The organism is Alteribacillus bidgolensis, from assembly GCF_002886255.1.
Lineage (GTDB): Bacteria > Bacillota > Bacilli > Bacillales > Marinococcaceae > Alteribacillus > Alteribacillus bidgolensis.
This window is the reverse complement of sequence record NZ_KZ614149.1, coordinates 2,119,610-2,145,019: the sequence shown is the minus strand read 5'-3', so window position 1 is coordinate 2,145,019 and position 25,410 is coordinate 2,119,610. Positions and strand designations below refer to the sequence as shown.

Below are 25,410 nucleotides of genomic sequence, written 5' to 3'. Positions count from 1 at the left end.
TTTGCTAAAGGGTCAAAGTATAAGTAAAACTACAGCTTCCGTCATAAGGCTTGGCGGCAAACCGAGTTTTTCCAACTGTTTCAACGTTAAACTGAACAGTGTTAAAAAGGGCCGAGGTTTAAACATACCACGCCCTTTTTTTGCTGGTTATTATGAGGAAAGTTCTAAGATAGTGCCTGTTTTTGCATCTACAATAAAATCCATTTGCTTAGTTTCGCCTTCTTTAGTGCTTGAAATACCGCCCCGGTAGACTTTGTACTCCAAGTCGTCTTTTTTATAATTTTCTGCTGTCATATGAATCCAGGAACCGTTGACAGGAATATGATCCTGAATGTTTTCTTTAACTGTTTTTAGTGCTTTTTCAGGAGAAATTTGTTCTCCGCCAGCATATTCCTTAAGTGCATAACCTGCTAAAAAGCCAATACCTGCTCCAATAAGGATATCTCTTACCTTCATACATATACCTGCCTTTCCTATTTGCTTTCTCTCAAGTATAGCCTAAAACAAACAAATTTCCAAACGACAATCTTTAAAATAGTAGAAATAAACAGGGGCTTTCGGTAAAATATATGTAATAGAATAAGAAAGGAGACTGTTATGAATCAAGAAACCCAGGAAATGTTTAAAACGTTAACAGAGCTTCCGGGAGCCCCTGGATTTGAACATGACGTCAGAAACTATCTAAAAAGTGAATTGGAAAAATACAGTGATAACATAGTTCAAGACAAATTAGGCAGCATCTTTGGTGTCAAGAAGGGAACATCAAGCGGTCCAAAGGTAATGGTAGCCGGACATATGGATGAAGTTGGTTTCATGGTGAAGTCTATAAATAAAAAAGGACTTATTCGTTTTGAAACACTTGGAGGTTGGTGGAGTCAGGTACTGCTTGCTCAGCGTGTACAGGTTATGACCGGTAATGGACCTGTAGTAGGTGTTATTGGTTCCACACCACCGCATTTACTTGAAGAAGCGCAGCGAAAAAAACCTATGCCGTTAAAAAAAATGTACATAGATATTGGAGCAGATGATAAAAAAGATGCGGAGAATATAGGCATAAAACCAGGTCAGCAAATTGTTCCTATTTGTCCGTTCACACCGATGGCAAATAAGAAAAAAATTCTAGCTAAATCATGGGATAACCGTTATGGGGTCGGTCTCTCTATTGACCTTTTAAAAGAACTGTACGGAAAAGACCACCCGAATATTTTATATTCTGGTGCCACTGTTCAAGAAGAAGTCGGGTTAAGAGGAGCAGCTACGTCGTCTCAAATGATTGATCCAGATATTTTTTATGCATTAGACGCAAGTCCGGCAAATGATGCCACTGGAGGAAAGGATGCATTTGGTCATCTTGGTAAAGGAGCCTTGCTTCGTATTTTTGACAGAACAATGGTGACACACCATGGAATGCGTGAATTTGTACTTGATACAGCAGAAACAAATGATATACCTTATCAGTATTTCGTTTCGAAAGGCGGTACCGATGCTGGGCGTGTTCACATGGCTAATGCAGGTGTTCCGTCCGCTGTGATAGGAGTTTGTTCGAGGTACATTCACACGTCGGCTTCCATTCTTCACATTGATGACTATGCAGCTGCCAAAGAGTTAATCGTGAAACTGGTAGAGACGACTGACACAAGTACGGTCGAGCAAATTAGAAAAGGTGTTTAAAGAAAGTAGTGGCAAGAAATATGGAAAAAGTAATAGCAATAGGCTCAAAAAACAACGCAAAAATACAAGCTGCCGCAAATGTTTTCCCAAGGGAAGAGTATATTGTAAAAGGGTACAGCGTGGACACTGCTGTGTCTGATCAGCCTTTTTCTGAGGAAGAAACTAAAAAAGGAGCAGTCCACAGATCAAAAGCAGCCCTTGCCATGGATGCAGTCATTGGAATTGGGCTTGAAGGCGGTGTTGAGCCAATGGAAGATGGTTTATATTTGTGCAGCTGGGGAGCACTTGCTGATGAAAAGGGCCGCCTATTTACTGCAGCCGGTGCTAAGATTCTTTTGCCGGAAGAGGTCGCAGAAGGTCTTTATAAGGGCGAAGAATTAAAAACAATGATGGAGGCATACACCAATAAGAAAGGAGTCAGCCATAACGAAGGTGCGGTTGGCATTTTTTCTAACGGTTTCATATCGCGCGCGGATATGTTTGCTCACATTGTATGGTTATTGTATGGACAATGGAAATTTTCGCAAAAACTAAATAAGTCCTAACAAAAGGGAGCTTCTCAAAAGGTTAGTTAGGATATGGTGGTTATCTAGCTGGAATATATGCGAGACTCCTGCGCGGAGAAAGCGACAGTGTGAAGACCCCGCAGTAAAGGTTTTGCTCACAAGGAAGCTGAACCGCCGTAAGCGGCAAAGAAGACACTATGAGAACGAGCAAAGTGAGCTGGAGTAGATGTCTCTACTTGTGACCTGAGGGTAAAAGCGAGTATATTCCAGCTGCGGCTTGCCGAGAACTGACTTATGAATTAGCTCTTTTTAAAAGCAGTCTGTCCCTTAGTTAAAAGTCGATAAACTATCTATTTGTCAAGTGATCGGATGCTGGTACCGGCAATCTAAGAAAAACTACGGTTTCGCCATTTGGACTTGGCGGAAACCGTAGTTTTTTAATTGGGTAAGAAAGTATACATTTTGGCGTTTTTGATGTCTAGCTTCAGCGCCCAGCCGCTCGGGGTTTCTTCCCTTTCGACTCCGGGCCGCAGGCGACCCTGCGCGAAAGCTCCAGAACCTGTCGCGGCTGACCAGGGCACTTGCGCTTTTCTTATCATTTTGTTTCAAATACATATGATAATGCCTGCAATGCTTGTTCTTTTGTTTCTACTACAACTTGAGCTTTATTAGCAATTTCTTTTACGGGATGATGAAGTTCCTGCGGACGAATCAATATGAGCGGTTTTCCCAAAGCGACAGCTGTACCTGCATCCACAGCTGTATTCCATTGTTTATATTTTTCTCCGAATAAAGCGATCACAACATCTGCTTTTTGCATTAATATTTGGGTACGAAGATTATTTAAACTAGAAGCCGCTTCATCTTTTAATATCTTATCTGGCTGCTGTCCGATAACTTCTTCTCCGATGTTATCGGAACGATCATGGTTTTCCATTGGAGCGGTAAAATGAAGAGGCAGCTCCATTTCTTCTGCTTTTTGACGAATCTCCTCTCGCCAATCATCATGAATTTGTCCTGCTAAGTAAACATTTAATTCCATTTTAGTTCCTCCTCTACATTGTATGTAAAAAATCTAATAATTAAATCATAATATTCTTGCTTATGAAAATGCAAACGAGGTATGATGATGAAAGAAAGTGAAAATCATCACATGCGATTACATAGGGGGTAAACGATGAAGTCCTTTTTTTTACGTAAAGGTGTAAAGCTATCTGTAAAGACATATACGGTTACAGCGTTAAGCTATATGGCACTTGGGTTGTTTTCATCGCTCATTATTGGATTAATTATTAATACTATAGGAGAACAGCTGCAATGGTCTTTTTTTATGAAGATGGGAACATTAGCTATGGATTTAATGGGCCCTGCTATTGGAGCAGCTGTTGCCTATGGTTTACAAGCACCTCCGCTTATACTTTTCTCGGCAATCGTAAGCGGCGCGGCGGGAGCTGAGCTCGGAGGACCAGCAGGAGCATTTATTGCAGCTCTATTATCTGTGGAGATTGGAAAACTCATTTCTAAAGAAACAAAGCTTGATATTATTGTTACTCCCTTTGTCACCATCGGCTCAGGGTTTTCTATTGCTTATTTTCTAGGACCGGTTATTAATACAGGATTAATTGGGTTTGGGGAGCTTATTATGTGGGCGACAGACCAACAGCCTTTTATTATGGGCATTGTAGTAGCTGTGTTAATGGGGCTTGCATTAACAGCTCCTATTTCAAGTGCCGCCATTGCTATTATGATAGGACTTGAAGGCATCGCAGCCGGTGCTGCAGCAGTTGGCTGTTCTGCACAAATGGTTGGTTTTGCTGTGAGCAGCTACAGAGAAAATGGTATAGCAGGTCTTGCGGCTCTCGGGATTGGTACATCTATGCTGCAAGTTCCTAATATCATTAAGAATCCGCTTATTTTAATCCCGCCTACAGCAGCTGGGGCTGTATTTGCACCGCTTTCCACGATGGTATTTTTATTAGAAAATAATGCAGCTGGAGCAGGGATGGGAACGAGCGGGTTAGTTGGACAGATTATGACGTTTTCGGTAATGGGTTTTACTTCTCATGTTTTATGGGGAATTATTCTATTACATATTATCGGACCTGCCATTGTAAGTCTTCTTTTGTCTGAGTGGATGAGAAAACGAAATTGGATTACACTAGGAGATATGAAGTTAGACCAAGGATAGGAGGTTCTCTTGTTGGAAAATATTGAGGAACGGACAGAGTTTGAGGATGTAATAAGCCAAGATAGGACTGTTGTGATGTTTTCTGCTGACTGGTGTCCTGACTGTCGTGTGATAGAGCCGGTATTACCGGAAATTGAAAAAGAAAATAATGATTTTGCATTTTATCATGCTGATAGAGACCGTCTCATAGATGTCTGTCAAGAATATGATGTATTTGGAATCCCAAGTTTTATTGCTTTTCATAGAGGAATAGAAATACATCGTTTTGTAAGTAAAACGAAGAAAACACCCGATGAGGTGCAGCAATTTCTAAATGAAACGAAAATCCATTTAGATCAATAAATACAAAAAACTCGCCAGACGGCGAGTTTTTTAAGCTGTTTTTGAAACAGGCACGAAAGATGGTTCTTCTGATGAAGAAGCAGAAGACGTTTCATTTTCAGAGAAATCATCTTTAAACTAAGGGCAGTACGAATGTTTTTCTGGTTAAACAATAATGCGAGCCTAAAATGAAACGAAAGGTTAATCGCTTATAAAATGACATATGTAATCTCATCCTTTATTGGTATTAATTCATATGAAACAAAAGACTAGGGCATAAAATTACGCATCATTGATAGTACCCTTTCAAACCTAAAAATTAAAACTTATGAACTATTTTTAGATATGAACGAATATGGGCAGAACGTTTTTATGAATATTCAAGGCATGTTAAACTATAACAAGCTTAATATGGTCGTTTTTCAGGAAGAAAGTTGAAGGAGGATGCTCGGTGGATATTACTGAATTTCGAAATAAATTAGAAAAACGCTTGGCCGGTAAAAATCGTTCTTTTACCTTTGATAAAGAAAAAAGTATGTTACGTGTAGATCATACCGCCTTAAAAAAAGGGGTGGAATTAGATTTAAATAAGCTGCTCGCAAAGCATGAGAAAAATAAAGAACAGGCATTAGAGGATGCTGTTCATTATATTAATGGATCGTTTGAAGCGATGGAAAGAGCAGTGGTTCTTAAAGGAAAAGAAAAAAATATATTTCCCGTTATTCGTTCCACCTCCTTTCCAACAGAAACAAAGGATGGCAAGGAGCTTTTATACACGGAACATACTGCGGAAACACGAATTTATTATGCTCTTGATATGGGCGAAGCCTATACCATGCTTGAAAAGGAAACAATCGAGCAAGAAGAATACACAATAGATCAGATAAAAGAAACAGCGCTCTTTAATATTCGTGCAGTAGAAATTTCCTATAAGACCGATGAAGTTGCTGGCAATATCTTTTACTTTGTAAACACAAACGATGGTTACGATGCGAGCCGTCTTTTAAATGAAAATTTCGTAGAAGAAATGAATAAAAAAATGGAAGGGGACACGGCGGTTGCTGTACCGCATCAGGACGTACTGATTTTTGCAGATATTCGCAACAAACAAGGGTATGATATTCTCGGTCAGCTCGCTTTTCGCTTTTTTTCCAATGGACGGGTTCCTATTACAGCTCTCCCATTTTTGTATGAAAATAAAAAATTAGAGCCGATTTTCATCCTCGCCCGCAAAAAACCTCAGAAATAAATATGAGGTTATGGTAGAATATGAAACGGAAATGATGAGATGAAGGAGATAAGAGCTACGATGAATGTATTTTATAACAAGCAAGGAATTGGAGATACACTCCTCGTTTCACTTAAAGAAATTGATAAAGATAGACGAGCAGTGGAACGAAAAGGTGATGCAGCAAAACTTTATCATAAAGATAGCAGGGAAACCGCAGGCTATAATATTTTCAACGTATCAGAGTACGGAAACATCAAAGAATCCGGGATGCTTCCTGTCACTGGAGAACTGATTGATATAGTACAAACAGCCTTGAAAGTTAACGGATTTGAAGAAACATTAGAGCTTCCGGCAAATCCTTCTTTTGTAGTGGGGATGGTAAAAGACAAGAAAAAACATCCTGATGCAGATAAATTAAGTGTATGTCAAGTGGAAACTGGACAGGAAACACATCAAATTGTCTGCGGGGCTCCAAATGTTGATAAAGGACAAAAAGTAGTTGTTGCACTTCCAGGAGCAGTAATGCCTACAGGAATGAAAATAAAAAAATCCAAACTGCGCGGTGTTGCTTCTAATGGAATGATTTGTTCAGCTAAAGAACTTGTACTGCCGGACGCACCAAAAGAAAAGGGCATTCTCGTATTAGACGATCATTATGAGACTGGAAGCGACTTTTTGCTTCAATATCACCGTTGAACCGGCTGATGCAAAGGTAGGATATTACAAAAACCACTGGCAGGGGCTAGTGGTTTTTTTCCTGCTCCTTTACAATTAAAATAAGGATCAGCTAACAGATATAACTACATAATGGTTAATTATGGAAAAAGGAGATGGTAAAATGGCCGGTTCCTTTCAAAGAATGATAAAAAGATTACAAGATTTTATGTTCGGCGAGGAAAAAGAAGCACATTATTCTCAGCAAACGACGGCTTCTAATTCTTCAAAAAAACTAGAAGCCAAACCGCGCGTTTTACATGATCAACAATCAGGTGCAAAAATATTTCACCAATACCCTAAACAAGGAAAGTTTCGTTTTCCAATGGATGTGGACGATAAAAAAACAAAATTGACAAACTATCGTGAGCAGAAAAGACCATCAAGAACGACTACTTCCAGATCAGAAGTGTCTGCTACAACAACGGATACGAAACATTCTAATCAAAGCAGGTCATTCGGCCGGCAGGCAGAAAAAACAAATAATAAAACGGAAACCGAGGAAAAAAGAAAGTATACGGAAAAAGAAAAAGAAGTATCTTCTAGTGAAGCATTTACAAAACAACAGACAGAACGGACGTATTTCCAAGGAAATGATTTTGCGCCAGAAGATATTCCCTCCCCCGTTTTTGGGTTTGAAAAAGTCCCGCTTCATCCTGAAAATTTGAAAAAGAAAAATGAATCGATTGAGCCTTTATCTGAACAAATTAGAAAAGAGCCAGAACCTAAACCCAATGAAGATAAAAGCGAGCCTGTCATTGTTTCTGAAGAGGCCTTTTTGTCTTTTTATAATGATAAACAAGAGGTTTTTGAAGACGCAAAGAACAAAAGGATAGAAGAACAGGAAGCGGAAGAAAAAAACAGCAGTAAACCAGTTCTAGTCACGGAGGAAACGTCTTCCATTAAAGGCGGCCGTGAAGCTTTTGAAGATGAAAAACCCTCTGACGTTAACTATTATTCAAAAGAGAATGAACAAGAGGTTTTTGAAGACATAGAGAACAAAAGGATAGAAGAACAGGAAGCGGAAGAAAAAAACAGCAGTGAACCAGTTCTAGTCACGGAGGAAACGTCTTCCATTAAAGGCGGCCGTGAAGCTTTTGAAGATGAAAAACCCTCTAGTGTTAACCAATATTCAAAAGAGAATGAAAAGGCTGTACCGGGTCAAGAAGAGGGCAAGCCTGAAACTGCAAAACAAACTCGTGTTGAAAATCATTCCGTGAGAGATAAAGCAGATAAAAAAGATGAAAATAAGAAAAAAATGAATAAAAAGCAAAAACCAAGCATTCCTTTTAATGTCTTGATGTATCCTAGTGATAAATATAAAAAGCATAAAAAAGGAGCAAAAACGAACAACTATAACGGTTTATACCAATTTCCCGGGCTGCACTTATTAAATGTCCCTCCGAAAAAGGAAGATAACGGCGGGGAAGCTTTGCAGGCGCAAAGAGATCAATTAGAAGCAACTCTTCATAACTTTAATGTGAATGCAAAAGTAGTTGATGTAACAAAAGGACCTTCCGTGACTAGATTTGAAGTACAGCCTGCACCTGGAGTAAAGGTTAATAAAATTACCAATCTAACGGATGACATCAAACTTGCTTTAGCTGCTAAGGACTTGAGAATGGAAGCTCCTATTCCTGGAAAAAATGCAATTGGCATTGAAGTCCCGAACTCGGAAAGCACGCCTGTATTTTTAAGAGAAATTTTACGAAGAGACGTTTTCACCCGAAGTGAATCACCTTTAACGGTGGCAATGGGGCTTGATATTTCAGGAACCCCTATTGTAGCTGACCTGCAAAAAATGCCTCATGGATTAATTGCTGGTGCCACGGGTTCAGGGAAAAGTGTATGTATTAACTCCATCCTGCTCAGCTTACTTTATAAGGCTTCTCCAGAGGAATTAAAGCTCATGCTGATAGACCCTAAAATGGTAGAACTAGCTTCGTTTAAAGAAGTTCCTCATCTTGTTACGCCTGTTATTAACGATGCGAAAGAAGCAACTGCTGGTTTAAAATGGGCAGTTTCAGAAATGGAAGGAAGGTATGAAAAACTTGCTCATGAAGGAGTAAGAGATATTAAAAAATACAATGAGCGTATGGTACAGCAGGGCTGCCCAGAACTAAAGATGCCTTATATTGTTATTATTATCGATGAATTGGCTGATTTAATGATGGTTTCACCTCAGGACGTGGAGGATGCTGTCTGCCGCATTGCTCAAAAAGCGAGAGCTTGCGGAATTCACTTGCTCCTAGCAACACAGCGCCCTTCCGTAGACGTTATAACCGGGTTAATTAAAGCTAATATCCCGAGCCGGACAGCGTTTGCTGTATCTTCTCAGGCAGATTCTCGCACTATTTTGGATATGGGAGGAGCGGAAAGACTGATCGGAAAAGGGGATATGCTTTTCCATGAAAATGGCACGCCAAAGCCGGTCAGAGTTCAAGGAACGTTTGTGACCGATGAAGAAATAGACGCTGTCACTGATTTTATAAAAAAACAACGAAAACCTTCTTACATGTTTAATCGAAATGACTTAATGAAAAAAGTCGATCAGGAAGAAAGCGGTGATGAATTATTTCCAGAGGCTTGTAAATTTATTGCAGAGCAGGGAAGTGCTTCTTCTTCGTCTTTGCAGCGGAGATTTTCTATAGGGTATAATCGTGCGGCCAAATTGATTGATATGATGGAAAACAGAGGGATTATTTCGGAATCGATGGGAAGCAAACCACGCCGAGTTCTAATGTCATATCACGAAATAGAAGAAAATATACTAACATAGTGACTAAAGTTTTAAGCCTTTTTTTCTTGTCATTCGCTTCAAGGTTCTATATGATAGGAAGTGACACAGATCTATTGCATCAAGCCAGCCTTTTGACAATCTAATATATATAACTTCCGATGCAGCAAGATATGCAGTAAAGGCTGAATTTTTACGTAAGTCGACTTCTTAAATAAAGGAGGAGCTCTTATGGAACAGATTCAGCTTGAAGTATTATTGGAATTTATGTACCCGCAAGGTTTAGCATTGTTGAAAAAAGAAGAACGAAACGTACCAATTGTTCTTCAGGATGGTTTGCGTGATGTTAGCGAAACAGATGTACAAGAAATCGTAGAGGCTGTTATTATGGAACGCGGCAAGAGTTCTGTGCCCCATTAATTAGGAAATGTGTTTAATTTTAGCTTCTTCGCACAGAAACAAAAGCAGCAAAACACCGGGGCTGTCTCAAAAGTATAGAGCGCGTGTGGAAAAGAGGGCCCATCCTTTAGGGAAGGCAGTCTTTTGAAGCATGCCTTCTTTTGAGGCAGCTTTTTCTGATATGCAGGCAAGTAATATATAAACATAACAGGAAGAACAAGGAGTAGGGACATGAAAGAAATCGAATTAAAAATGCAAGGAAAAATAAAAAGACTAACAAATAAAACATTTAAATTTGATGAACGGGTAAGGTCAGGCTGGTTTTCTGCTGTTTATTTTTTGAAAACGAGAGAAATTGCCGAGAAATATAAATCAAACGATATTGTTACGATGCAGTTTTTTCAAAAGTCGCATGCTGTTCTTTGTGGAACGGATGAAGTGATAGCGCTCATTAAAACATTTTCAAAAAATCCAGATGAGTTAGAAATTTACTCGCTTGAAGACGGAGATAAAGTAAAGCCATTTGAAACGGTACTGACTATTACGGGACCTTATCAAGATTTTGGGTTTTTAGAAGGGATCATAGATGGCATTTTTGCACGCCGCACATCTGTCGCTACAAATGTATATAATGTGGTGAAAGCAGCAAGGCAATCAGGAAAGCAAAAACCTGTAATTTTTATGGGTGACAGAGATGATCATTTTACACAGCAGGCAGGAGATGGATATGCTGCTTATATAGGAGGTTCCAAAGCCCAAGCAACCCATGCTATGAGTGAATGGTGGGGAAAAAGAGGTATGGGCACGATGCCTCATGCTTTAATACAATTGTTTGAAGGTGACATTGTTGCTTCCTCAAGAGCGTACACCGAAACATACCCTGAAGATGATCTCATTGCTTTGGTTGATTATAACAATGATGTGATTAATGATTCTTTAAAAGTTGCCCGTGAATTCGGAGAACATTTAAAGGGTGTCCGGCTTGATACTTCTAATAACATTGTCGACCATTATTTCTGCCGTCATCCAGAAGTAATGGGAGCATTTGATCCTCGTGGCGTTAACCCAGAATTGATTTTTGCTTTAAGGCGTTCTCTTGATGAGGAAGGATTCGATCATGTGAAAATCATGGCAAGCGGAGGCTTCACAGTGAATAGAATAAAGGAATATGAAGAGCAGAATGTGCCTGTTGATATGTATGGTGTAGGAAGCAGCTTGTTGAAAATAAATATTGGTTTTACTGGTGACAATGTAAAACTAAACGGTCGTCACGAAGCAAAAGCAGGACGAAAATACAGGGGAAATCCCCGTTTGGAAAAAGTTTGAAAACCAACATGATAAGAAAGCACGGAAAGGGGTCTTGAATATGGCTCCGGAACTACCTGATTTTAAAGAATATCGTAAAAGTAAACAACAACGAGCTGATAGGGATTTAAAAGACTTACTCCACTCTTATGATGAATGGCTTGCTTATCACACAAATTTACGGGAAAAAGTCAGAGCCAAACATCTTTTTTCAAAAAAGACAGGATGTTCAATAGAGCAGATAGAAAGCTGGCCGTGGAAGAAATATTTTGAAGATTGGTTTGTCTTTGACTATATCACGATTATAGGCACAAGGCTGTTCGATATGTATGTAAAGGAGAAAGCGGACCAATTGTCTTCTGCTAAAGTCCAATTAAGCGGCCTCATGCTTACCGCTTCACTTGAGCCCTATCAACTTGTAAAGAAAGAAGAATCTGCGCTGACAGCAAAAACATGGTTAAAAGATGAGAAGAAAAAGCTGACTATTTTAAAGGACTCAAGTATATCATTGGATATATCTGCACCTTATTTTCTAACGCGATCTATTTGCTGCGGGTTTGAAAATCGATTAATAAGCCCGGTTATTCCATTGCGTTTACCTCAGGATAATAGCATAATCTTGCATTGGCGGGATACCATTCAAGCAAAGGAAGAGGAACACCAGCGCCTGCGATTTATGAAAGAAAATGGAGTTTCTCTTATGACATATACTGATGATGAGAAATATTAAAAGAATGACAAACTGTTTGCTGTTGTATTTCGTTTATTGGAGCGGATGAATGTTTCTGATATAATAGGAAAAGCGCAAAAAAACACAGTTACATAACAAACCTAGAAGGAAACTTCGATGTGTTTGGAGCCTGTTTAAATAAACGGGCAGTAGGATGAGATGGAGGGCCATAATTATGACAACCTATCATTTTATAGGCATAAAAGGATCAGGAATGAGTGCGCTTGCTCAAATCCTTCATGATATGAATTTGACAGTACAGGGCTCCGATGTGGAAAAGCGTTTTTTTACGCAGATCCCTTTGGAAAATAAAGGAATACCTATTTATCCTTTTCAAAAAAACAACATAAAAAAAGATCAAACATTAATTGCTTCAGCTGCCTATGGTGAAGATAATGTAGAAGTTAAAGAGGCGCAAGAGCTTGGAATTCCAGTACAGCGCTACCCTTATTTTCTAGGGCAGTTTCTTGAACAATTTACATCTATAGCTGTTGCAGGTTCTCATGGAAAAACTTCTACCACCGGACTGCTTTCTCATGTTTTGGGTGCATACAAACCTACCTCCTACTTAATAGGAGATGGAACGGGAAAAGGTGAAGAAAACAGCAGTTTTTTTGTGTTTGAAGCTTGTGAGTACAGACGCCACTTTCTTCAATATGAGCCTGACTATGCGATCATGACGAATATAGATTTTGACCACCCCGATTACTTTAAAGATATCGATGATGTTGTCTCTGCGTTTCAAAAAATGGCAACAAAGGTAAAAAAAGGAATTGTGGCTTGTGGAGACGATGAACATTTGCAAACTTTGAATGCTCCCGTTCCCATTATGTATTATGGCATTGATGGGAAATATGATTTTAATGCAGACAATATTCAATACGATGAAAACGGCACAACATTTGATGTACAGATCCGTGGCGATCGGTATGGGACGTTCACTATTCCAGGATATGGAAGGCACAATGTGTTAAATGCTTTAGGAGTTATTGCACTCTGTCATTATGAAGAAGTTCCAGCTTCTGTAATGAAAGAACAGCTCGCTTCCTTTCCAGGGGTGAAACGGAGGTTTACGGAGAAAAAATTTGGACAGCAGATACTTGTAGATGATTATGCTCATCATCCTACCGAAATAAGAGCCACGTTGGAATCAGCTCAGCAAAAGTATCCCGGCCGGGAAATTGTAGCTGTGTTTCAACCGCACACTTTCTCAAGAACGCAAACATTTTTAGATGAGTTTGCAGAAAGTTTAAAAGCTGCTGATCACGTATATTTGTGTGATATATTTGGTTCTGCTCGGGAACAAAAAGGTTCCCTTACCATTGAAGACTTACAAGATAAAATTCCAGGATCTGCAATTATTTCAGAAGAAGATATTCATCAGCTCACTTCTCATGAAAATGGAGTTCTTCTATTTATGGGTGCAGGCGATATACAAAAGTTTCAGGATGCATACGAAAAAAGTAAAACCGATTAAAGCATTGAATAATCCGTTTCTGCTGTTATCTGAAAAGCAGGAAACGGATTTTCTTTGCACTTTAGGAATGTTTAACTTTGTTAAAGGATCAAAGTATAAGTAAAACTACGTCTTCCGCAGATAGGACTCGGCAGCTGTCTAGAGAAATATAGAAAAGGGAAGCTGCTGCCTTTTCTGGTTTGCTGATTTCTGCGTAATGAACTGTATCAACCAAGTTTTCTAAACGGATAAGAAGGATTTAAGAAGTTCCCTATCGAAAACTAAATATATGAAATAGATGCGATATGGCTGGGGGAAATAATCGACGTTTCAGAATCAAGAAAAAGTGGTAAACTCAAATAGGGAGGTGTAATCGTTCAATGGAAATCATCTACATAAGTGTATTTATTGTAGCATTATCTATAGCAGCGCTTGCCGTTTATGTGATTAAAACGTTAAAAGCAGCAACGGGTACCATGGAAAGAGTATCATTAACCCTAGAACGCTTTGAAACTCAAATGCAGGGAATTACAAAAGAATCTGAACAGTTAGTTCAAAAAACCAATATTATAGCAGAAGATGTACAGCATAAAACCGAATCATTGAACGGTTTGTTTGCATCTCTTAAAAATGTTGGAGACTCGCTTGATTCTATTAACCACTCTTTTCGTGATATGTCTGAGACAGTATCCCGCCAATCTAAACAGCAGTCTGAACAAGTAGCTCAAGCCATTCAGTGGGGTAATGCAGCAATTGACCTTTATGCAAAATGGCAAACGAAAAAGCAGGAAAAAGAGGAAAAACGAAAAGAAAATTCTTATTCTACAGGAGGGTGATGTTTCATGTCAGATATGAATACGAAGGATTTTGTAATAGGGACTCTTATTGGCGGAATAATTGGAGCATGTTCTGCATTAATGCTGGCTCCAAAATCAGGAAAAGAGCTAAGGGGCGATTTAACAGAAGGTGCCCAATCTGCCCGTGAAAAAACGAGTGAATTTACTACAAACGCGTATGAAAAAGGGTCAGAATGGGCTACATTGGCTAGAGAAAAATCTTCAGATCTTGCAAGAAATGTCTCGGATCAATCTACTCAGCTCTATGACCGTGTGAAAGAAGCAACCTCTAATGTGAAATCCTTAAATGGAAACGAAGAGAAAACGGCTGATGAGTTAGCTGATGAGCTTTCAAATGATTTAGATGAAGCTGAAGAAGAAATGTCTGAAAGTGTGAAAGAGGACGTCACAGAATTGCAAACATCCGTAGAGCAGCAAGCCAACCGATAAGAAAAATAATAAAAATTCCGCAGATATTCACGTCTGCGGAATATTTTGTACTTAAGGAATGTTTAAGTATAAGCAAAACTACGACTTCTGCCATGTCGACTTGGCGGTAAACTGAGTTTTTCTAATTAGATAGGAAAGTATAAAATTTTGCGCTTTGATGTCTAGCTTCAGCGCTCAGCATCTCGGAGGCCCAAGACGGTTTAAGGAACTTTTGCTAGGATCGCGAACATCGTGCTCGCAACACAAAAGTCAGCACATCCTGTGGAAGTAAGATCACCTTTATTGCCTGTAGAACACTTACCTGTCGGCTGACAAGGGAGCTTGCGCTTTTCTTATTATCCAGAAATTATATTTTTTAATGACGGATACCTATTTTCATTTTTCTGCTGCACCGAGGTGTCCCTTTAGAGTGTAGCTGCATTTCCTTTATCACAGTGTTCATTTATGCATAAACAAGTTTAAGTTCAACATGCTCTCCGCCTGCGAGTTCGTCGGAAAAAGCAGCAGGTTCTCCATCTTTTAATAATGTCTATTGCTGAAACGGTGTCTTGCTTATATCTACATCTCTTTAAATGTTGCGTTTACTGGTGCCCCGTCTGTTCCTTTTTCTGCCATAATTTCATCATTAGAGGAGATACTGTCATTAAAATCAGCTGCTTTTCCATTTTTTAATAAAACCAGTGGTTCACCGCGAGTCCCAGGGACAGTGACTAGTTGATTGTTTAATGTAACGACCGTGGCAGCCCCAGGTTTACCGTGCAATTTTGGAATTGAAAGACCTGATGTTAATATGGCATCTCCAATCGATAAGGTTTTAACGTCAAATAATCTTAAAGATTTTTCATTTACTTTAACAGGGATGTATTCTACTGGATGTTCTTTGGCTGCTATTGCTATTCCCACAGGTGTAACAAGCTCTGGACCAGGCTTCGTTTGGTGGTAGAAAAGGTTTTTAATAGCATCAATTCCTTTAACAGCGACACGGTTTTCAGGAAGGCCTAGAGCTTCGCTGAAATGTTGAACAATTTCTGGAGTCATGCTGCCGCCCCTAACAAGCATAACTGCCTTGGGAGGCTTTCCATTTAGCGTTAGGCTGCAAAACTTCTTCATAAGAATTCGTTGTTTCCATCCCCAAAATATCGATAATGTTAATTTCTTTTTCTGTGGTTAATTCTTTTTTAACTATTTCCGCATCGGGAAAGTCAAGCAGGAAATGATCACTTAATGACTCGGTAACTTCAACTCCTGCAACAGGAACCATCCCATAAGCAGTAACAGTGCCTAAATCGGTAATGGCAATGTCAGAAGTGCCTGCACCTATGTCGACTAAGGCAATATTAAGCCTTCTCATGGAAGGAGGGATCAATACATTAATCGCAGCTATTGGCTCAAGCGTTAAGGCTTCTAGTACAAGATCGGCTCTTTGCAGCGCATTTAATAGTGATTCAACTACTACTTTAGGCAGAAACGTTGCAATAACATCGACAGAAGCTGTTTCCCCTGACTGATCAATTAAGCTTCCGATTTCCTCGTCATCTAGATAGTAAGCGACGATGAATAACCAACATAATGATAATGAAAGCTTTGACCTTCCGGGGTTTCAGAAGCTAGAATATGTTGTGCTTTTTGGACTGCACCGAGCTCAAGCGGAACAATTTCTTTTTCTGCCATTGATGCTTGTGAAGCAATATCTCCATTTTTGCTCGCTGTGTTTTTAATTACCGGCCGGCTGCAGGGGCACATACTTTTTGCAGCTTTCCATGTCTTTCTGCGAGGCTTTCTTTTACTTCTTGTATAACACTAGCAACAGCAACGATATTATGTATTTGTCCGCCCATCATAGAACGTTCTCTATGTTCTCGCGTTTCGATGTCAAGTAATTCATAGCCTTTATCTGTCTGCTTTAAAATCAAACCAGTTATCGAACGGGTGCCGATATCCAACGCGAATAATTTTTCACCGCCAGCCTTCATAAAATGGATCGCCCTCCAAAAAAAAAATAAAATATCTAAAGCAGCAAAACTGTTGGTATACTAACTATTTTTACTTTAGCACTTAAAAGCGTTTAATTAATAAAGTGAAAAGGGATGACATCTAGTGATTCTTCGTATATAATAGTCCCTAATCACTAAGAAATGTAACACATAACAGAAAAAATGGAAACTAAGCTTAAGGAGTGGAGAAAATGAGTAATGAACAATTGGATGCTTTAAGAGAACAGCTAGACGATGTAAATATGAAACTATTAGATCTAATAAACGAGCGTGCTCGTCTTGTTCAGGATATAGGTCAGGTGAAAAGCAAAAGCGGCCAAAAACGTTTTGATCCGGTAAGAGAAAGAAACATGCTTGATATGATCGCTGAAAATAACGAAGGGCCGTTTGAAACATCTACGCTTCAGCATTTATTTAAACAAATCTTTCAAGCAAGCTTAGAGCTCCAAGAAGACGATAATCGAAAAGCACTGCTTGTATCTAGGAAGAAAAAAGCAGAAGATACCATTGTTGACCTTAAAGGAGAAAAAATTGGCGATGGAACCCAAAGATTAGTTGCTGGACCATGTTCTGTAGAAAGCTACGAACAAGTGTATGAAGTAGCTTCAGCTATGAAAGAGCAAGGTTTAAAACTTCTTCGCGGCGGCGCATTTAAACCTCGTACTTCTCCATATGATTTCCAAGGTCTTGGAATCGAAGGATTAGAGATCTTGAAGCGTGTAGCAGATGAATTGGATATGGTAGTCATTAGTGAAGTAATGACACCAGCAGATATAGAAGAAGCGTCTGAATATCTCGATGTTATTCAAATCGGCGCACGTAATATGCAAAACTTTGATTTGCTAAGAGAAGCAGGTGGTGCAAAAAAACCAGTTCTATTGAAACGAGGTTTGTCTGCAACCATTGACGAATTTATTAAAGCTGCTGAGTATATTCTTGCAAAAGGTAACGAAAATGTAATGTTATGCGAACGCGGTATTCGAACATTCGAGAAAGCCACAAGAAACACATTGGATATCTCCGCTGTTCCAGTATTGAAAAAAGAAACACATCTTCCAGTAATGGCAGATGTCACGCATTCTACCGGCAGACGTGACTTGCTGCTTCCAGCAGCGAAAGCAGCGCTTGCCATTGGAGCAGATGCAGTGATGGCAGAAGTTCACCCAGACCCGGCTGTAGCATTGTCTGACTCTGCTCAGCAAATGGATATCCCGCAATTCCGTGAGTTCATGCAGTCATTGCGCGACTCCGGTTTATACAAATTATAATAAGAAAGGGCGTCTTCCTGAAACAAGGAAGGCGTTTTTTCCGTAAGAATTAGTTATAAAAATTGTCGTATTTAGTATAAAATAGTGTAAAATTTGGTGAACATACCGATATAACTAGGGAAAGGAATTGCGGAACCTCCTATAGTTATAATATGATAACACTACATTATGAAAATTAATGAAAGGAAGAAAGAGGAGGCTTTCGGAGTGAATACAACCATTTACGATGTAGCACGAGAAGCAGGCGTTTCTATGGCTACGGTTTCTAGAGTAGTAAACGGAAATCCTAATGTTAAGCCAGCAACCAGAAAAAAGGTGCTAGACGCGATTGAAAGGCTGGGTTATCGTCCTAACGCAGTGGCTCGTGGTCTTGCCAGCAAAAAGACTACCACAGTCGGAGTAATAATCCCGGATATTTCAAGCATCTTTTTTGCAGAATTAGCACGAGGAATTGAAGATATTGCCACGATGTACAAGTACAATATTATCCTTAGCAACTCTGACCAGAATAAAGAAAAAGAAATTCATCTTATTAACACTCTGCTTGAAAAACAAGTGGACGGCATTTTATTTATGGGAGGCGAGATAACTTCTGAGCATGTAGAAGAATTTAAACGCTCACCGGTTCCTGTTGTATTAGCCGCTACTTTAGATGAAAATAAAGAAATACCTTCTGTAAACATTGATTACCACCAAGCAGCTTTTGACGCTGTAACAGAGTTATTTGAAGCTGGTCATAAGAGAGTAGGAATGGTATCTGGTTCATTGGAAGACCCGGTTAATGGCTATCAGAAATTCAGCGGGTATAAAAAAGCTTGTGAAGAACACGGACAAGGCTTTGATGAAAGGCTGGTTGCTGTAGGGGACTATACTTATGATTCTGGCATTGAAGCTGTACAGGAGCTTAGAAAGCTGGACAACCCGCCTACTGCCATTTTTGCGGGAACAGATGAGATGGCACTAGGTGTTATTCATGGATTGCAAGATGATGGCATTAAGGTGCCAGAAGAAGTAGAAGTCATTGGTTTTGACAATACACGCCTTGCAACTATGGTACGTCCGACTCTGACCACTGTGGTTCAGCCTATGTATGATATCGGTGCTGTCTCCATGCGTCTGTTAACAAAATATATGAATAAAGAGGACGTTCAAGATGAAGTTGTTGAACTCCCGCATCGCTTGGAGTACAGAGACTCCACTTCATTTTAAACGATTTTCTCTGGATTGATGGAAACCGAGACTGTGAATATTGCCTGCTCGTGCCTGCATGCTTGGTATGTGAAAATCTTGAATATAGGGAGTCAGGGATTTGCGTATGAAAAAATTTGATATATTGACGCCCATAGGAATACTAATAGGAATATCTACTTTGCTGTTTGCAGTATTTACCAACGCGGGCATGGGATCGGTTGTCTTTTTTATCCAGCTTGCATCTTTTCTAATTGTTTTTGGAGGGATTGCAGCTGCATTATTAATTAACTTTTCTTCACAGGAAATGAAGGCTCTGCCAAAAGTGACACATGAAGTTTTTCGTTATGAAAACCACAATCTGAATCAATTAATTGAAACCTTTGTAAATCTTTCCACTAAAGCCCGCCGGGAAGGACTGCTTGCGCTTGAAGCAAGTCTTGATGATGTGGAAGACCGGTTTATTAGAAAAGGTGTTTTACTGGCGGTTGATGGAATTGAGCCGGATATTATTAAGGATATTATGATGGCAGAGATAGTTGCCATGGAAGAACGCCATAAAAAGGGCCGCCTTATATTTGAAAAGGCAGGAGAATATGCACCAGCCTGGGGGATGGTAGGGACACTAGTAGGGCTTATTCTAATGCTGCAAGAACTAGAAGACCCAGCCCTAGGCCCAAATATGGCTTTGGCGCTTATTACAACCTTGTATGGGACGATATTAGCCAATCTTATTTTTCTCCCTATTTCTAGTAAATTAGAACAAAAAACTGATGATGAAGTTTTTGTAAAACAAATAGTTATTGAGGGAGTCATTGGTGTTCAATCAGGTCAAAACCCTAAAATTCTTGAAGAAAAGTTAAGTGCATTTGTTCGGGAAAGCGGAAGAGAAGAAGAACTAGAAGAAACAGAGGAGCTGGCTAATGAGGCGTAAAGAAAAAAAGCCTCAAAAAGGATCACCGAAATGGATGGTTACATTTTCTGATATGATTTTGCTCATTCTTGTTTTCTTTGTAATGTTGTTTTCTATGTCGGTGATTGATGCAAAAAAATTTGAAGCTATTGCGGAATCCTTTCAAAGCAGAGAATTACTTGAAGCTTTCCCCTCTATGGTAGAATTTGAAAATCCGGACCAAAAACCAGCTCAAAATGATGCAGATTCTTTTAATGGATTGAACAGTAATCAATCAGAAAAAGAGATGGACCTCGATCAGCTTTTACATGAAGTAGAATCCTACTTAGAAGACAATAATTTAAACGAACATATTTCAGCAACAAGAGATGACAGGGGTGTGGTTTTAGTTCTTCAGGAGCAGCTGTTATTTGAATCTGGGGAAGCGCAGATTTTAAGTTCAGCGGAGCCTTTTTTAAATAAAGTAGGAACTTTGCTGCAATCTCTTCCTAACCTAGTAAAGGTAGAAGGGCACACAGATGACCGTCCAATTTCTACCTACCGCTATCCTTCTAACTGGGAGCTCTCTGGTGCTAGAGCAAGCAGCGTCATTCGATTCTTAGTAAATAATCATTCGCTCGAGCAAAATCGCTTTATAGCGACTGGTTATGGAGAAACGCGGCCTATTGCCCCAAATAATTCAAAAGAAAATTTACGAGAAAACAGACGTGTTGTTATTGTCATTTCAGATCCTGATTTTGAGCAGGAGTTAAGAGAATCAGCTGGAGATTTATAAGAAAAATTTTATATCAGCTTAAACAATTAAAACTCGCCAAAAAAGGCGGGTTTTATTTATACGTTAGAAAAGTTTAACTTTGTTAAAGGATCAAAGTATAGTCAAACTCGACTTCCGCCATAAGGACTCGGCGGCAAGCCGGGCTTTTCTAATTTTTTTCATTTCGGATATGAAATAAAGCCTTATCCAGTGTTTTGCGATTCTTGTCCATAATTTCAGAACGTCTTGGAATAGATGGATACATATCTAAAGGATCTGTCCACGAGTCAGGCAATGCAACAGGAGCCTTCGCTTGCCATTTATCACGCCAGTATTTTGGAATACCGTTTTCAAGAAGGTGAGATTGGTTTGTCATTTCAAGCCAAATCATAGACCAAGCTCTTGGAACGACTCTCCACATATCATAACCGCCGCCGCCTACAGCAATCCATTTTCCATCGCAATATTCATGAGCTAATTGGTGCGCTAATTTCGGAATGTGCCGATAGGTTTTAATAGACGAAGATAAATGGGTTAAAGGGTCATAGTAATGAGCATCAGCTCCATTTTGAGTTAAAATAACATCAGGCTTAAAAAAATCAATCACTTCTCGAAAAGCAGTTTCATAACATTCGAGGAAGGATTCATCTTCGGTAAAAGCGTCGATAGGAATATTGATAGAGAAGCCAAACCCTTGGCCTTGTCCTTTTTCATTCACGTTGCCAGTACCAGGAAACAAATATCGGCCTGTTTCATGAATGGATAGTGTACATACATCCCGGTCATCATAAAAAGCCCATTGCACCCCGTCGCCGTGATGGGCATCCGTATCAATATATAATACACGAGCCCCGTATTTACGGCGCATATATTCAATGGCAATCGAGCTGTCATTATAAATACAAAATCCCGATGCTTTTCCTCTGAAGCCATGATGCAGCCCTCCACCCAGATTGAGAGCATGTTTACTTTTGCCTTCCATTACCATATCCACAGCAGTAAGCGTTCCCCCTACCAGTAATGCTGCTGCTTCGTGCATGTGCGGAAAAATGGGTGTGTCTTCTGTACCGATCCCGTAATTGTTGGCAATTCCCCGGCTCAGCTTTCCTTCCCCGGCAGCTTTAATAGCGTTAACGTACGCTGTATCATGAATGAGTTCAATTTCCTCATCCGCTGCTATTCTCGGCGGAATGATAACATCATGCTGAAGAGCTCCAGACGATTGCAGCAGATCATGTGTTAAGTTAAGACGCAAATGATTAAATGGATGATCTTCACTGAATTTATAAGTTAATTGTTCTTCCGAGTAAATAAAAACGGCTTCCTGTTTCATTGATTTATCCCCGGTACACGAGGCCACATTATTTCATAGCCTTTAGCTTCGATTTTTTGAATGATATGTCTAGGATCCATTGTTTGCACTCGGAAGGTTAAAATTTTCGTTTCAGGGCCTTGGTCAGGATAAACAAGTACGCTTATCACATTCACTTTGTTTTCTTTAAAGATAGCAGATATATCGGCTAATTGTCCGGATATGTTGGGTACTTGTACCTCAATACGGGAGGAAGGCTGGTGTGCACCTGTTAGTTTCACAAGCGTATGTAATACGTCTGTTTCAGTCAAGATTCCTATCACTTTTTCACCTTCGGTGACCACCGGAAGAGCACTAATATCATTTTCGTATAAAATAACGGCAGCCTCTTCTACAAAATCCAATCGCTGTACCGTAATGACCGGAGACTTCATAATTTTTGAAGCGGGAAGCTGTAAATCTTCTTCGTGTTCTTTCAAGTGAAAAATGGAAGGACTGGCATCTCTAATATCCCGATCTGAAACGATACCAGCGATTGTACGGTCTTCTTCTACCACAGGAATGTGGCGGATCTTCTTTTTATGAAGCAGCTGCATAGCTTCTTTGATGGTTGTATGTTTTGTAATCGTTACAATATCTGGTTTCATTATTTCTTCTACAAGCATATTGTGTATTTCACCCCTTTAAGCGTTTTCAAATCCACGTGTACATAAGTGCACGAAGTTGAAGGTGTTAATACATAAAACGATTTGAAAAACGGACGGTATCAAATTGCTGGATAGAGTCATTATCTACCCGTTCTCCTATCCTAACCATTAAACAATTAGCAGGATGAGAACTAATTTCAGGGTCATCAGTAGCCATCCATTCAAGTCCGCCGGCATTCATCATTTTTTCCATTACTTTTCGATACTCCCAGACAGACAAGCCGCTGCCCTTTAAATCCCAATGCCAATAATATTCAGTTGTAATAATGAGGTAGTCTTCCATAGCATTGTCGAGCATGGAAAATTCGAGCAAATTTGTACCTAGTTTTGCTCCACGGTATTCATCTGCAACTTCAATGGCACCAAGTTCTAGCAAATTTTCCATATTTGCTTCGGACCACCGTTCTAAAGGATCTGGATGTACAAATGTAACATAGCCGACAATGGTGTTCTCATCAATAACAGCGTTTATACGACCCTCAGGGAGGTCTGCAATGCCAATTAACGCCTTTTTCTGTTCTTCTGGGGGACGGAAGGCGACAAGCCCTTCATGAAAGTCATATTCATGAATTTTTCTTCCTGAAATAGGGCCTTCCATATGGAGCGTACGCCCTTCGAAGTTTAGTTCCCTAGAATAATACGTCTTCTTATGGATCATCCATGTACCACCTTTTATTGAATATTACCTAAAGTTAATTAATTCTATTATACAGTATTGAACGGAATCGTTGGGGACAACCAATAAATTTTCAGGTTGAGGTTTGAAAGGGATGCAGTGGTGAAATATATATATAGCTACCTAAAGAGAAAAGGGTCACTATCTCGCAATTAAAAATTGAAGAAAAATTCATAATATATTATAATGTGTATTAGAACACAAAATACATAGCAGAGAGGAAGATGGTATATGAAAGTGGAAACGCTTCCAGCTAAAAATGGAGATTATAATTTAAAAAATTATGAAGAAGCGGCCAAAAGCTTTGACTGGTCTGAGACAGAGAAGGTATTCAGCTGGCATGAGACTGGAAAAGTGAATATGGCTCACGAAGCTATAGACCGCCATGCGGACTCTCCTCAAAAAAAAGATCAAATTGCGTTATATTACAGAGACGCAAACAGAGATGAGAAATATACATTTGCTGAAATGAAAAAGTTTACTAATAAAGCTGCTAATATTATGAAAGAATCCGGCATACAAAAAGGGGACCGTGTGTTTATATTTATGCCGCGTTCACCTGAGTTATATTTTGCTGTACTTGGGGCTATCAAAGTAGGTGCAATTGTTGGCCCGCTATTTGAAGCTTTTATGGAAGGGGCCGTCAGGGATAGGCTTGAAGATAGTGATGCTAAAGCGCTTGTAACAACGCCTGAATTACTAGAGCGTGTTCCCGTGGATGATCTTCCTAATTTAGATACCGTCTTCATTAGAGGAGAGGATGTAAAAGAAGAAGGTCCGTATATAGACTTTAATTCCCGCTTGGATCAGGCAAGTGATGACTTTGAACCAGAGTGGGTAGACCGTGAAGACGGGCTTATTCTTCATTATACTTCTGGGTCTACTGGTAAACCTAAAGGTGTTTTGCATGTGCATAATGCAATGCTTCAACACTATCAAACAGCGAAGTGGGTACTTGATCTGAAAGAAGACGATGTATATTGGTGCACAGCTGACCCAGGCTGGGTAACTGGGACTTCCTACGGTATTTTCGGACCATGGCTTGCAGGTGCCACAAATGTTGTACGAGGCGGACGTTTCAGCCCGCAAGATTGGTATGAAACACTGCAAAACTATAACGTTTCTGTTTGGTACAGTGCCCCTACTGCTTTTCGTATGTTAATGAGCGCAGGAGACGAGGTAGTGAAAAACTATGACTTGTCAAGCTTACGTCACATCTTAAGTGTAGGGGAGCCGCTTAACCCGGAAGTCGTACGCTGGGGTGAAAAAGTGTTTAATTTACGCATTCATGACACATGGTGGATGACAGAGACTGGAGCAATGATGATCTGTAACTATCCTTCTATGGCGATTAAAGCTGGATCTATGGGTAAACCAATACCTGGCGTAAAAGCAGCTATTATCGATGATCAAGGGAAGGAACTTCCTCCAAACCGAATGGGCAACCTTGCGATTGGTAAAGGCTGGCCATCCATGATGAGAACAATCTGGAATAACGAAGAGAAGTATAACAGTTATTTTGAATTAGATGGATGGTATGTGTCAGGAGACTCAGCTTATATGGATGAAGACGGTTATTTTTGGTTCCAGGGCCGGATTGATGACGTGATTATGACAGCTGGTGAGCGTGTTGGGCCATTTGAGGTTGAAAGCAAAATTATCGAGCATCCGGCTGTAGCTGAAGCTGGTGTTATTGGAAAACCAGATCCGGTTCGAGGCGAAATTATTAAAGCATTTGTAGCTGTACGTGATGGCTATGATGTTACGGAAGATCTAAAAGAGGATATTCGTACCTTTGTTAAGAAAGGTTTGGCAGCTCATGCGGCACCGCGGGAAATTGAATTCCGTGATAAGCTGCCGAAGACACGAAGCGGTAAGATTATGCGCCGTGTGCTAAAAGCCTGGGAACTTGACTTGCCGACAGGAGACCTTTCCACAATGGAAGATTAATAATTAATGATAACCCTGCTGATTACATTAAGCAGGGTTATTTATTTAGGAAAGTGTACCTTTAATACTAAAGTAGCTTGCCGCAATTAGATTTTGCGGCAAGC

The 25,410-nt window shown here is 39.8% G+C and carries 27 protein-coding genes; 18 read left to right on the top strand and 9 right to left on the bottom strand.

Features of this window, described 5'->3' with window-relative positions:
• Positions 1 to 150: 150 nt before the first annotated feature.
• Positions 151 to 456 (bottom strand): PepSY domain-containing protein, encoded by a 306-nt coding sequence (locus CEF16_RS10705; protein WP_091581631.1) that lies wholly within the window; start codon positions 454 to 456, stop codon positions 151 to 153.
• Positions 457 to 597: 141 nt separating this feature from the next.
• Here CEF16_RS10705 and CEF16_RS10700 point away from each other — a divergent pair, with 141 nt between their 5' ends.
• Positions 598 to 1,671: a M42 family metallopeptidase gene (locus tag CEF16_RS10700; protein WP_091581633.1), complete on the top strand. Its 1,074-nt coding sequence runs from the start codon at positions 598 to 600 to the stop codon at positions 1,669 to 1,671.
• A gap of 8 nt (positions 1,672 to 1,679) precedes the next feature.
• Positions 1,680 to 2,216, top strand: coding sequence for a DUF84 family protein (locus tag CEF16_RS10695; RefSeq protein WP_245917830.1), 537 nt, complete (start codon positions 1,680 to 1,682; stop codon positions 2,214 to 2,216).
• Positions 2,217 to 2,772: 556 nt separating this feature from the next.
• Here CEF16_RS10695 and CEF16_RS10685 read toward each other — a convergent pair.
• Positions 2,773 to 3,219, bottom strand: a complete 447-nt coding sequence (locus CEF16_RS10685; protein ID WP_091581638.1) for a YtoQ family protein — start codon at positions 3,217 to 3,219, stop codon at positions 2,773 to 2,775.
• A 135-nt stretch (positions 3,220 to 3,354) separates the two neighbouring features.
• Between CEF16_RS10685 and CEF16_RS10680 the strand changes: the two genes are divergently transcribed.
• The 11 genes from CEF16_RS10680 (at position 3,355) to CEF16_RS10630 (ending at position 14,544) form a co-directional block, all read left to right on the top strand.
• Positions 3,355 to 4,365 (top strand): PTS sugar transporter subunit IIC, encoded by a 1,011-nt coding sequence (locus CEF16_RS10680; protein ID WP_091581641.1) that lies wholly within the window; start codon positions 3,355 to 3,357, stop codon positions 4,363 to 4,365.
• Between the two features lie 12 nt (positions 4,366 to 4,377).
• Positions 4,378 to 4,707, top strand: a complete 330-nt coding sequence (locus CEF16_RS10675) for a thioredoxin family protein (protein WP_091581644.1) — start codon at positions 4,378 to 4,380, stop codon at positions 4,705 to 4,707.
• Positions 4,708 to 5,137: 430 nt separating this feature from the next.
• The gene (locus CEF16_RS10670; RefSeq protein WP_091581647.1) at positions 5,138 to 5,935 is read left to right on the top strand and encodes a DUF1444 family protein; all 798 of its coding nucleotides are present in this window, start codon (positions 5,138 to 5,140) and stop codon (positions 5,933 to 5,935) included.
• A gap of 60 nt (positions 5,936 to 5,995) precedes the next feature.
• The gene (gene ytpR / locus CEF16_RS10665; RefSeq protein WP_091581649.1) at positions 5,996 to 6,613 is read left to right on the top strand and encodes a YtpR family tRNA-binding protein; all 618 of its coding nucleotides are present in this window, start codon (positions 5,996 to 5,998) and stop codon (positions 6,611 to 6,613) included.
• 142 nt (positions 6,614 to 6,755) lie between these two features.
• Complete coding sequence (locus CEF16_RS24860) at positions 6,756 to 9,410, top strand: DNA translocase FtsK (RefSeq protein WP_281259166.1); 2,655 nt, start codon at positions 6,756 to 6,758, stop codon at positions 9,408 to 9,410.
• Positions 9,411 to 9,599: 189 nt separating this feature from the next.
• On the top strand, positions 9,600 to 9,788 hold the full coding sequence (locus CEF16_RS10655; protein ID WP_091581654.1) for a hypothetical protein: 189 nt from the start codon (positions 9,600 to 9,602) through the stop codon (positions 9,786 to 9,788).
• Between the two features lie 210 nt (positions 9,789 to 9,998).
• A complete protein-coding gene (locus CEF16_RS10650; RefSeq protein WP_091581657.1) occupies positions 9,999 to 11,093 on the top strand; it encodes a nicotinate phosphoribosyltransferase in 1,095 nt (364 codons plus the stop codon).
• Positions 11,094 to 11,133: 40 nt separating this feature from the next.
• Entirely contained in the window at positions 11,134 to 11,802 is a 669-nt protein-coding gene (locus tag CEF16_RS10645; protein ID WP_091581660.1) for a hypothetical protein, read from the top strand.
• A 175-nt stretch (positions 11,803 to 11,977) separates the two neighbouring features.
• Positions 11,978 to 13,279, top strand: coding sequence for a UDP-N-acetylmuramate--L-alanine ligase (murC, locus tag CEF16_RS10640; RefSeq protein WP_091581662.1), 1,302 nt, complete (start codon positions 11,978 to 11,980; stop codon positions 13,277 to 13,279).
• A 359-nt stretch (positions 13,280 to 13,638) separates the two neighbouring features.
• Complete coding sequence (locus CEF16_RS10635; protein WP_091581665.1) at positions 13,639 to 14,094, top strand: DUF948 domain-containing protein; 456 nt, start codon at positions 13,639 to 13,641, stop codon at positions 14,092 to 14,094.
• A 6-nt stretch (positions 14,095 to 14,100) separates the two neighbouring features.
• Positions 14,101 to 14,544: a YtxH domain-containing protein gene (locus CEF16_RS10630; RefSeq protein WP_091581667.1), complete on the top strand. Its 444-nt coding sequence runs from the start codon at positions 14,101 to 14,103 to the stop codon at positions 14,542 to 14,544.
• 558 nt (positions 14,545 to 15,102) lie between these two features.
• Here CEF16_RS10630 and CEF16_RS24405 read toward each other — a convergent pair.
• The 4 genes from CEF16_RS24405 to CEF16_RS24390 all read right to left on the bottom strand — a co-directional run bounded on the left by CEF16_RS24405 (position 15,103) and on the right by CEF16_RS24390 (position 16,517).
• On the bottom strand, positions 15,103 to 15,582 hold the full coding sequence (locus CEF16_RS24405; protein WP_091581671.1) for a hypothetical protein: 480 nt from the start codon (positions 15,580 to 15,582) through the stop codon (positions 15,103 to 15,105).
• A 10-nt stretch (positions 15,583 to 15,592) separates the two neighbouring features.
• On the bottom strand, positions 15,593 to 15,895 hold the full coding sequence (locus tag CEF16_RS24400) for a cell division FtsA domain-containing protein (RefSeq protein ID WP_245917829.1): 303 nt from the start codon (positions 15,893 to 15,895) through the stop codon (positions 15,593 to 15,595).
• Positions 15,896 to 16,080: 185 nt separating this feature from the next.
• A complete protein-coding gene (locus tag CEF16_RS24395) occupies positions 16,081 to 16,287 on the bottom strand; it encodes a hypothetical protein (protein ID WP_245917828.1) in 207 nt (68 codons plus the stop codon).
• A complete protein-coding gene (locus CEF16_RS24390) occupies positions 16,263 to 16,517 on the bottom strand; it encodes an acetate and sugar kinases/Hsc70/actin family protein (protein ID WP_091581676.1) in 255 nt (84 codons plus the stop codon). Before CEF16_RS24390 ends, CEF16_RS24395 begins: the two co-directional genes overlap by 25 nt.
• A 212-nt stretch (positions 16,518 to 16,729) precedes the next feature.
• Between CEF16_RS24390 and CEF16_RS10610 the strand changes: the two genes are divergently transcribed.
• From CEF16_RS10610 to motS, 4 genes are all read left to right on the top strand, one after another.
• Entirely contained in the window at positions 16,730 to 17,806 is a 1,077-nt protein-coding gene (locus CEF16_RS10610; RefSeq protein WP_091581678.1) for a bifunctional 3-deoxy-7-phosphoheptulonate synthase/chorismate mutase, read from the top strand.
• 207 nt (positions 17,807 to 18,013) lie between these two features.
• Positions 18,014 to 19,015 (top strand): catabolite control protein A, encoded by a 1,002-nt coding sequence (ccpA, locus tag CEF16_RS10605; RefSeq protein WP_091581680.1) that lies wholly within the window; start codon positions 18,014 to 18,016, stop codon positions 19,013 to 19,015.
• Positions 19,016 to 19,121: 106 nt separating this feature from the next.
• Complete coding sequence (gene motP, locus CEF16_RS10600; RefSeq protein ID WP_091582108.1) at positions 19,122 to 19,928, top strand: flagellar motor protein MotP; 807 nt, start codon at positions 19,122 to 19,124, stop codon at positions 19,926 to 19,928.
• Positions 19,918 to 20,682, top strand: coding sequence for a flagellar motor protein MotS (gene motS / locus CEF16_RS10595; protein WP_091581683.1), 765 nt, complete (start codon positions 19,918 to 19,920; stop codon positions 20,680 to 20,682). The genes motP and motS overlap by 11 nt, the downstream gene beginning before the upstream one ends.
• Positions 20,683 to 20,830: 148 nt before the next feature.
• Here the strand turns inward: motS and CEF16_RS10590 are convergent, their stop codons facing one another.
• The 3 genes from CEF16_RS10590 to CEF16_RS10580 all read right to left on the bottom strand — a co-directional run bounded on the left by CEF16_RS10590 (position 20,831) and on the right by CEF16_RS10580 (position 23,338).
• The gene (locus CEF16_RS10590) at positions 20,831 to 21,994 is read right to left on the bottom strand and encodes an acetoin utilization protein AcuC (protein ID WP_091581685.1); all 1,164 of its coding nucleotides are present in this window, start codon (positions 21,992 to 21,994) and stop codon (positions 20,831 to 20,833) included.
• A complete protein-coding gene (locus CEF16_RS10585; protein ID WP_091581688.1) occupies positions 21,991 to 22,638 on the bottom strand; it encodes an acetoin utilization AcuB family protein in 648 nt (215 codons plus the stop codon). Before CEF16_RS10585 ends, CEF16_RS10590 begins: the two co-directional genes overlap by 4 nt.
• A gap of 67 nt (positions 22,639 to 22,705) precedes the next feature.
• Positions 22,706 to 23,338 carry a GNAT family N-acetyltransferase gene (locus CEF16_RS10580; protein WP_091581690.1) on the bottom strand — a complete coding sequence of 211 codons (633 nt, stop codon included), beginning with the start codon at positions 23,336 to 23,338 and terminating at the stop codon, positions 22,706 to 22,708.
• 249 nt (positions 23,339 to 23,587) lie between these two features.
• On the opposite strand from CEF16_RS10580, the gene acsA reads away from it, so the two are divergent.
• On the top strand, positions 23,588 to 25,306 hold the full coding sequence (acsA, locus tag CEF16_RS10575; RefSeq protein WP_091581692.1) for an acetate--CoA ligase: 1,719 nt from the start codon (positions 23,588 to 23,590) through the stop codon (positions 25,304 to 25,306).
• Positions 25,307 to 25,410: the final 104 nt, after the last annotated feature.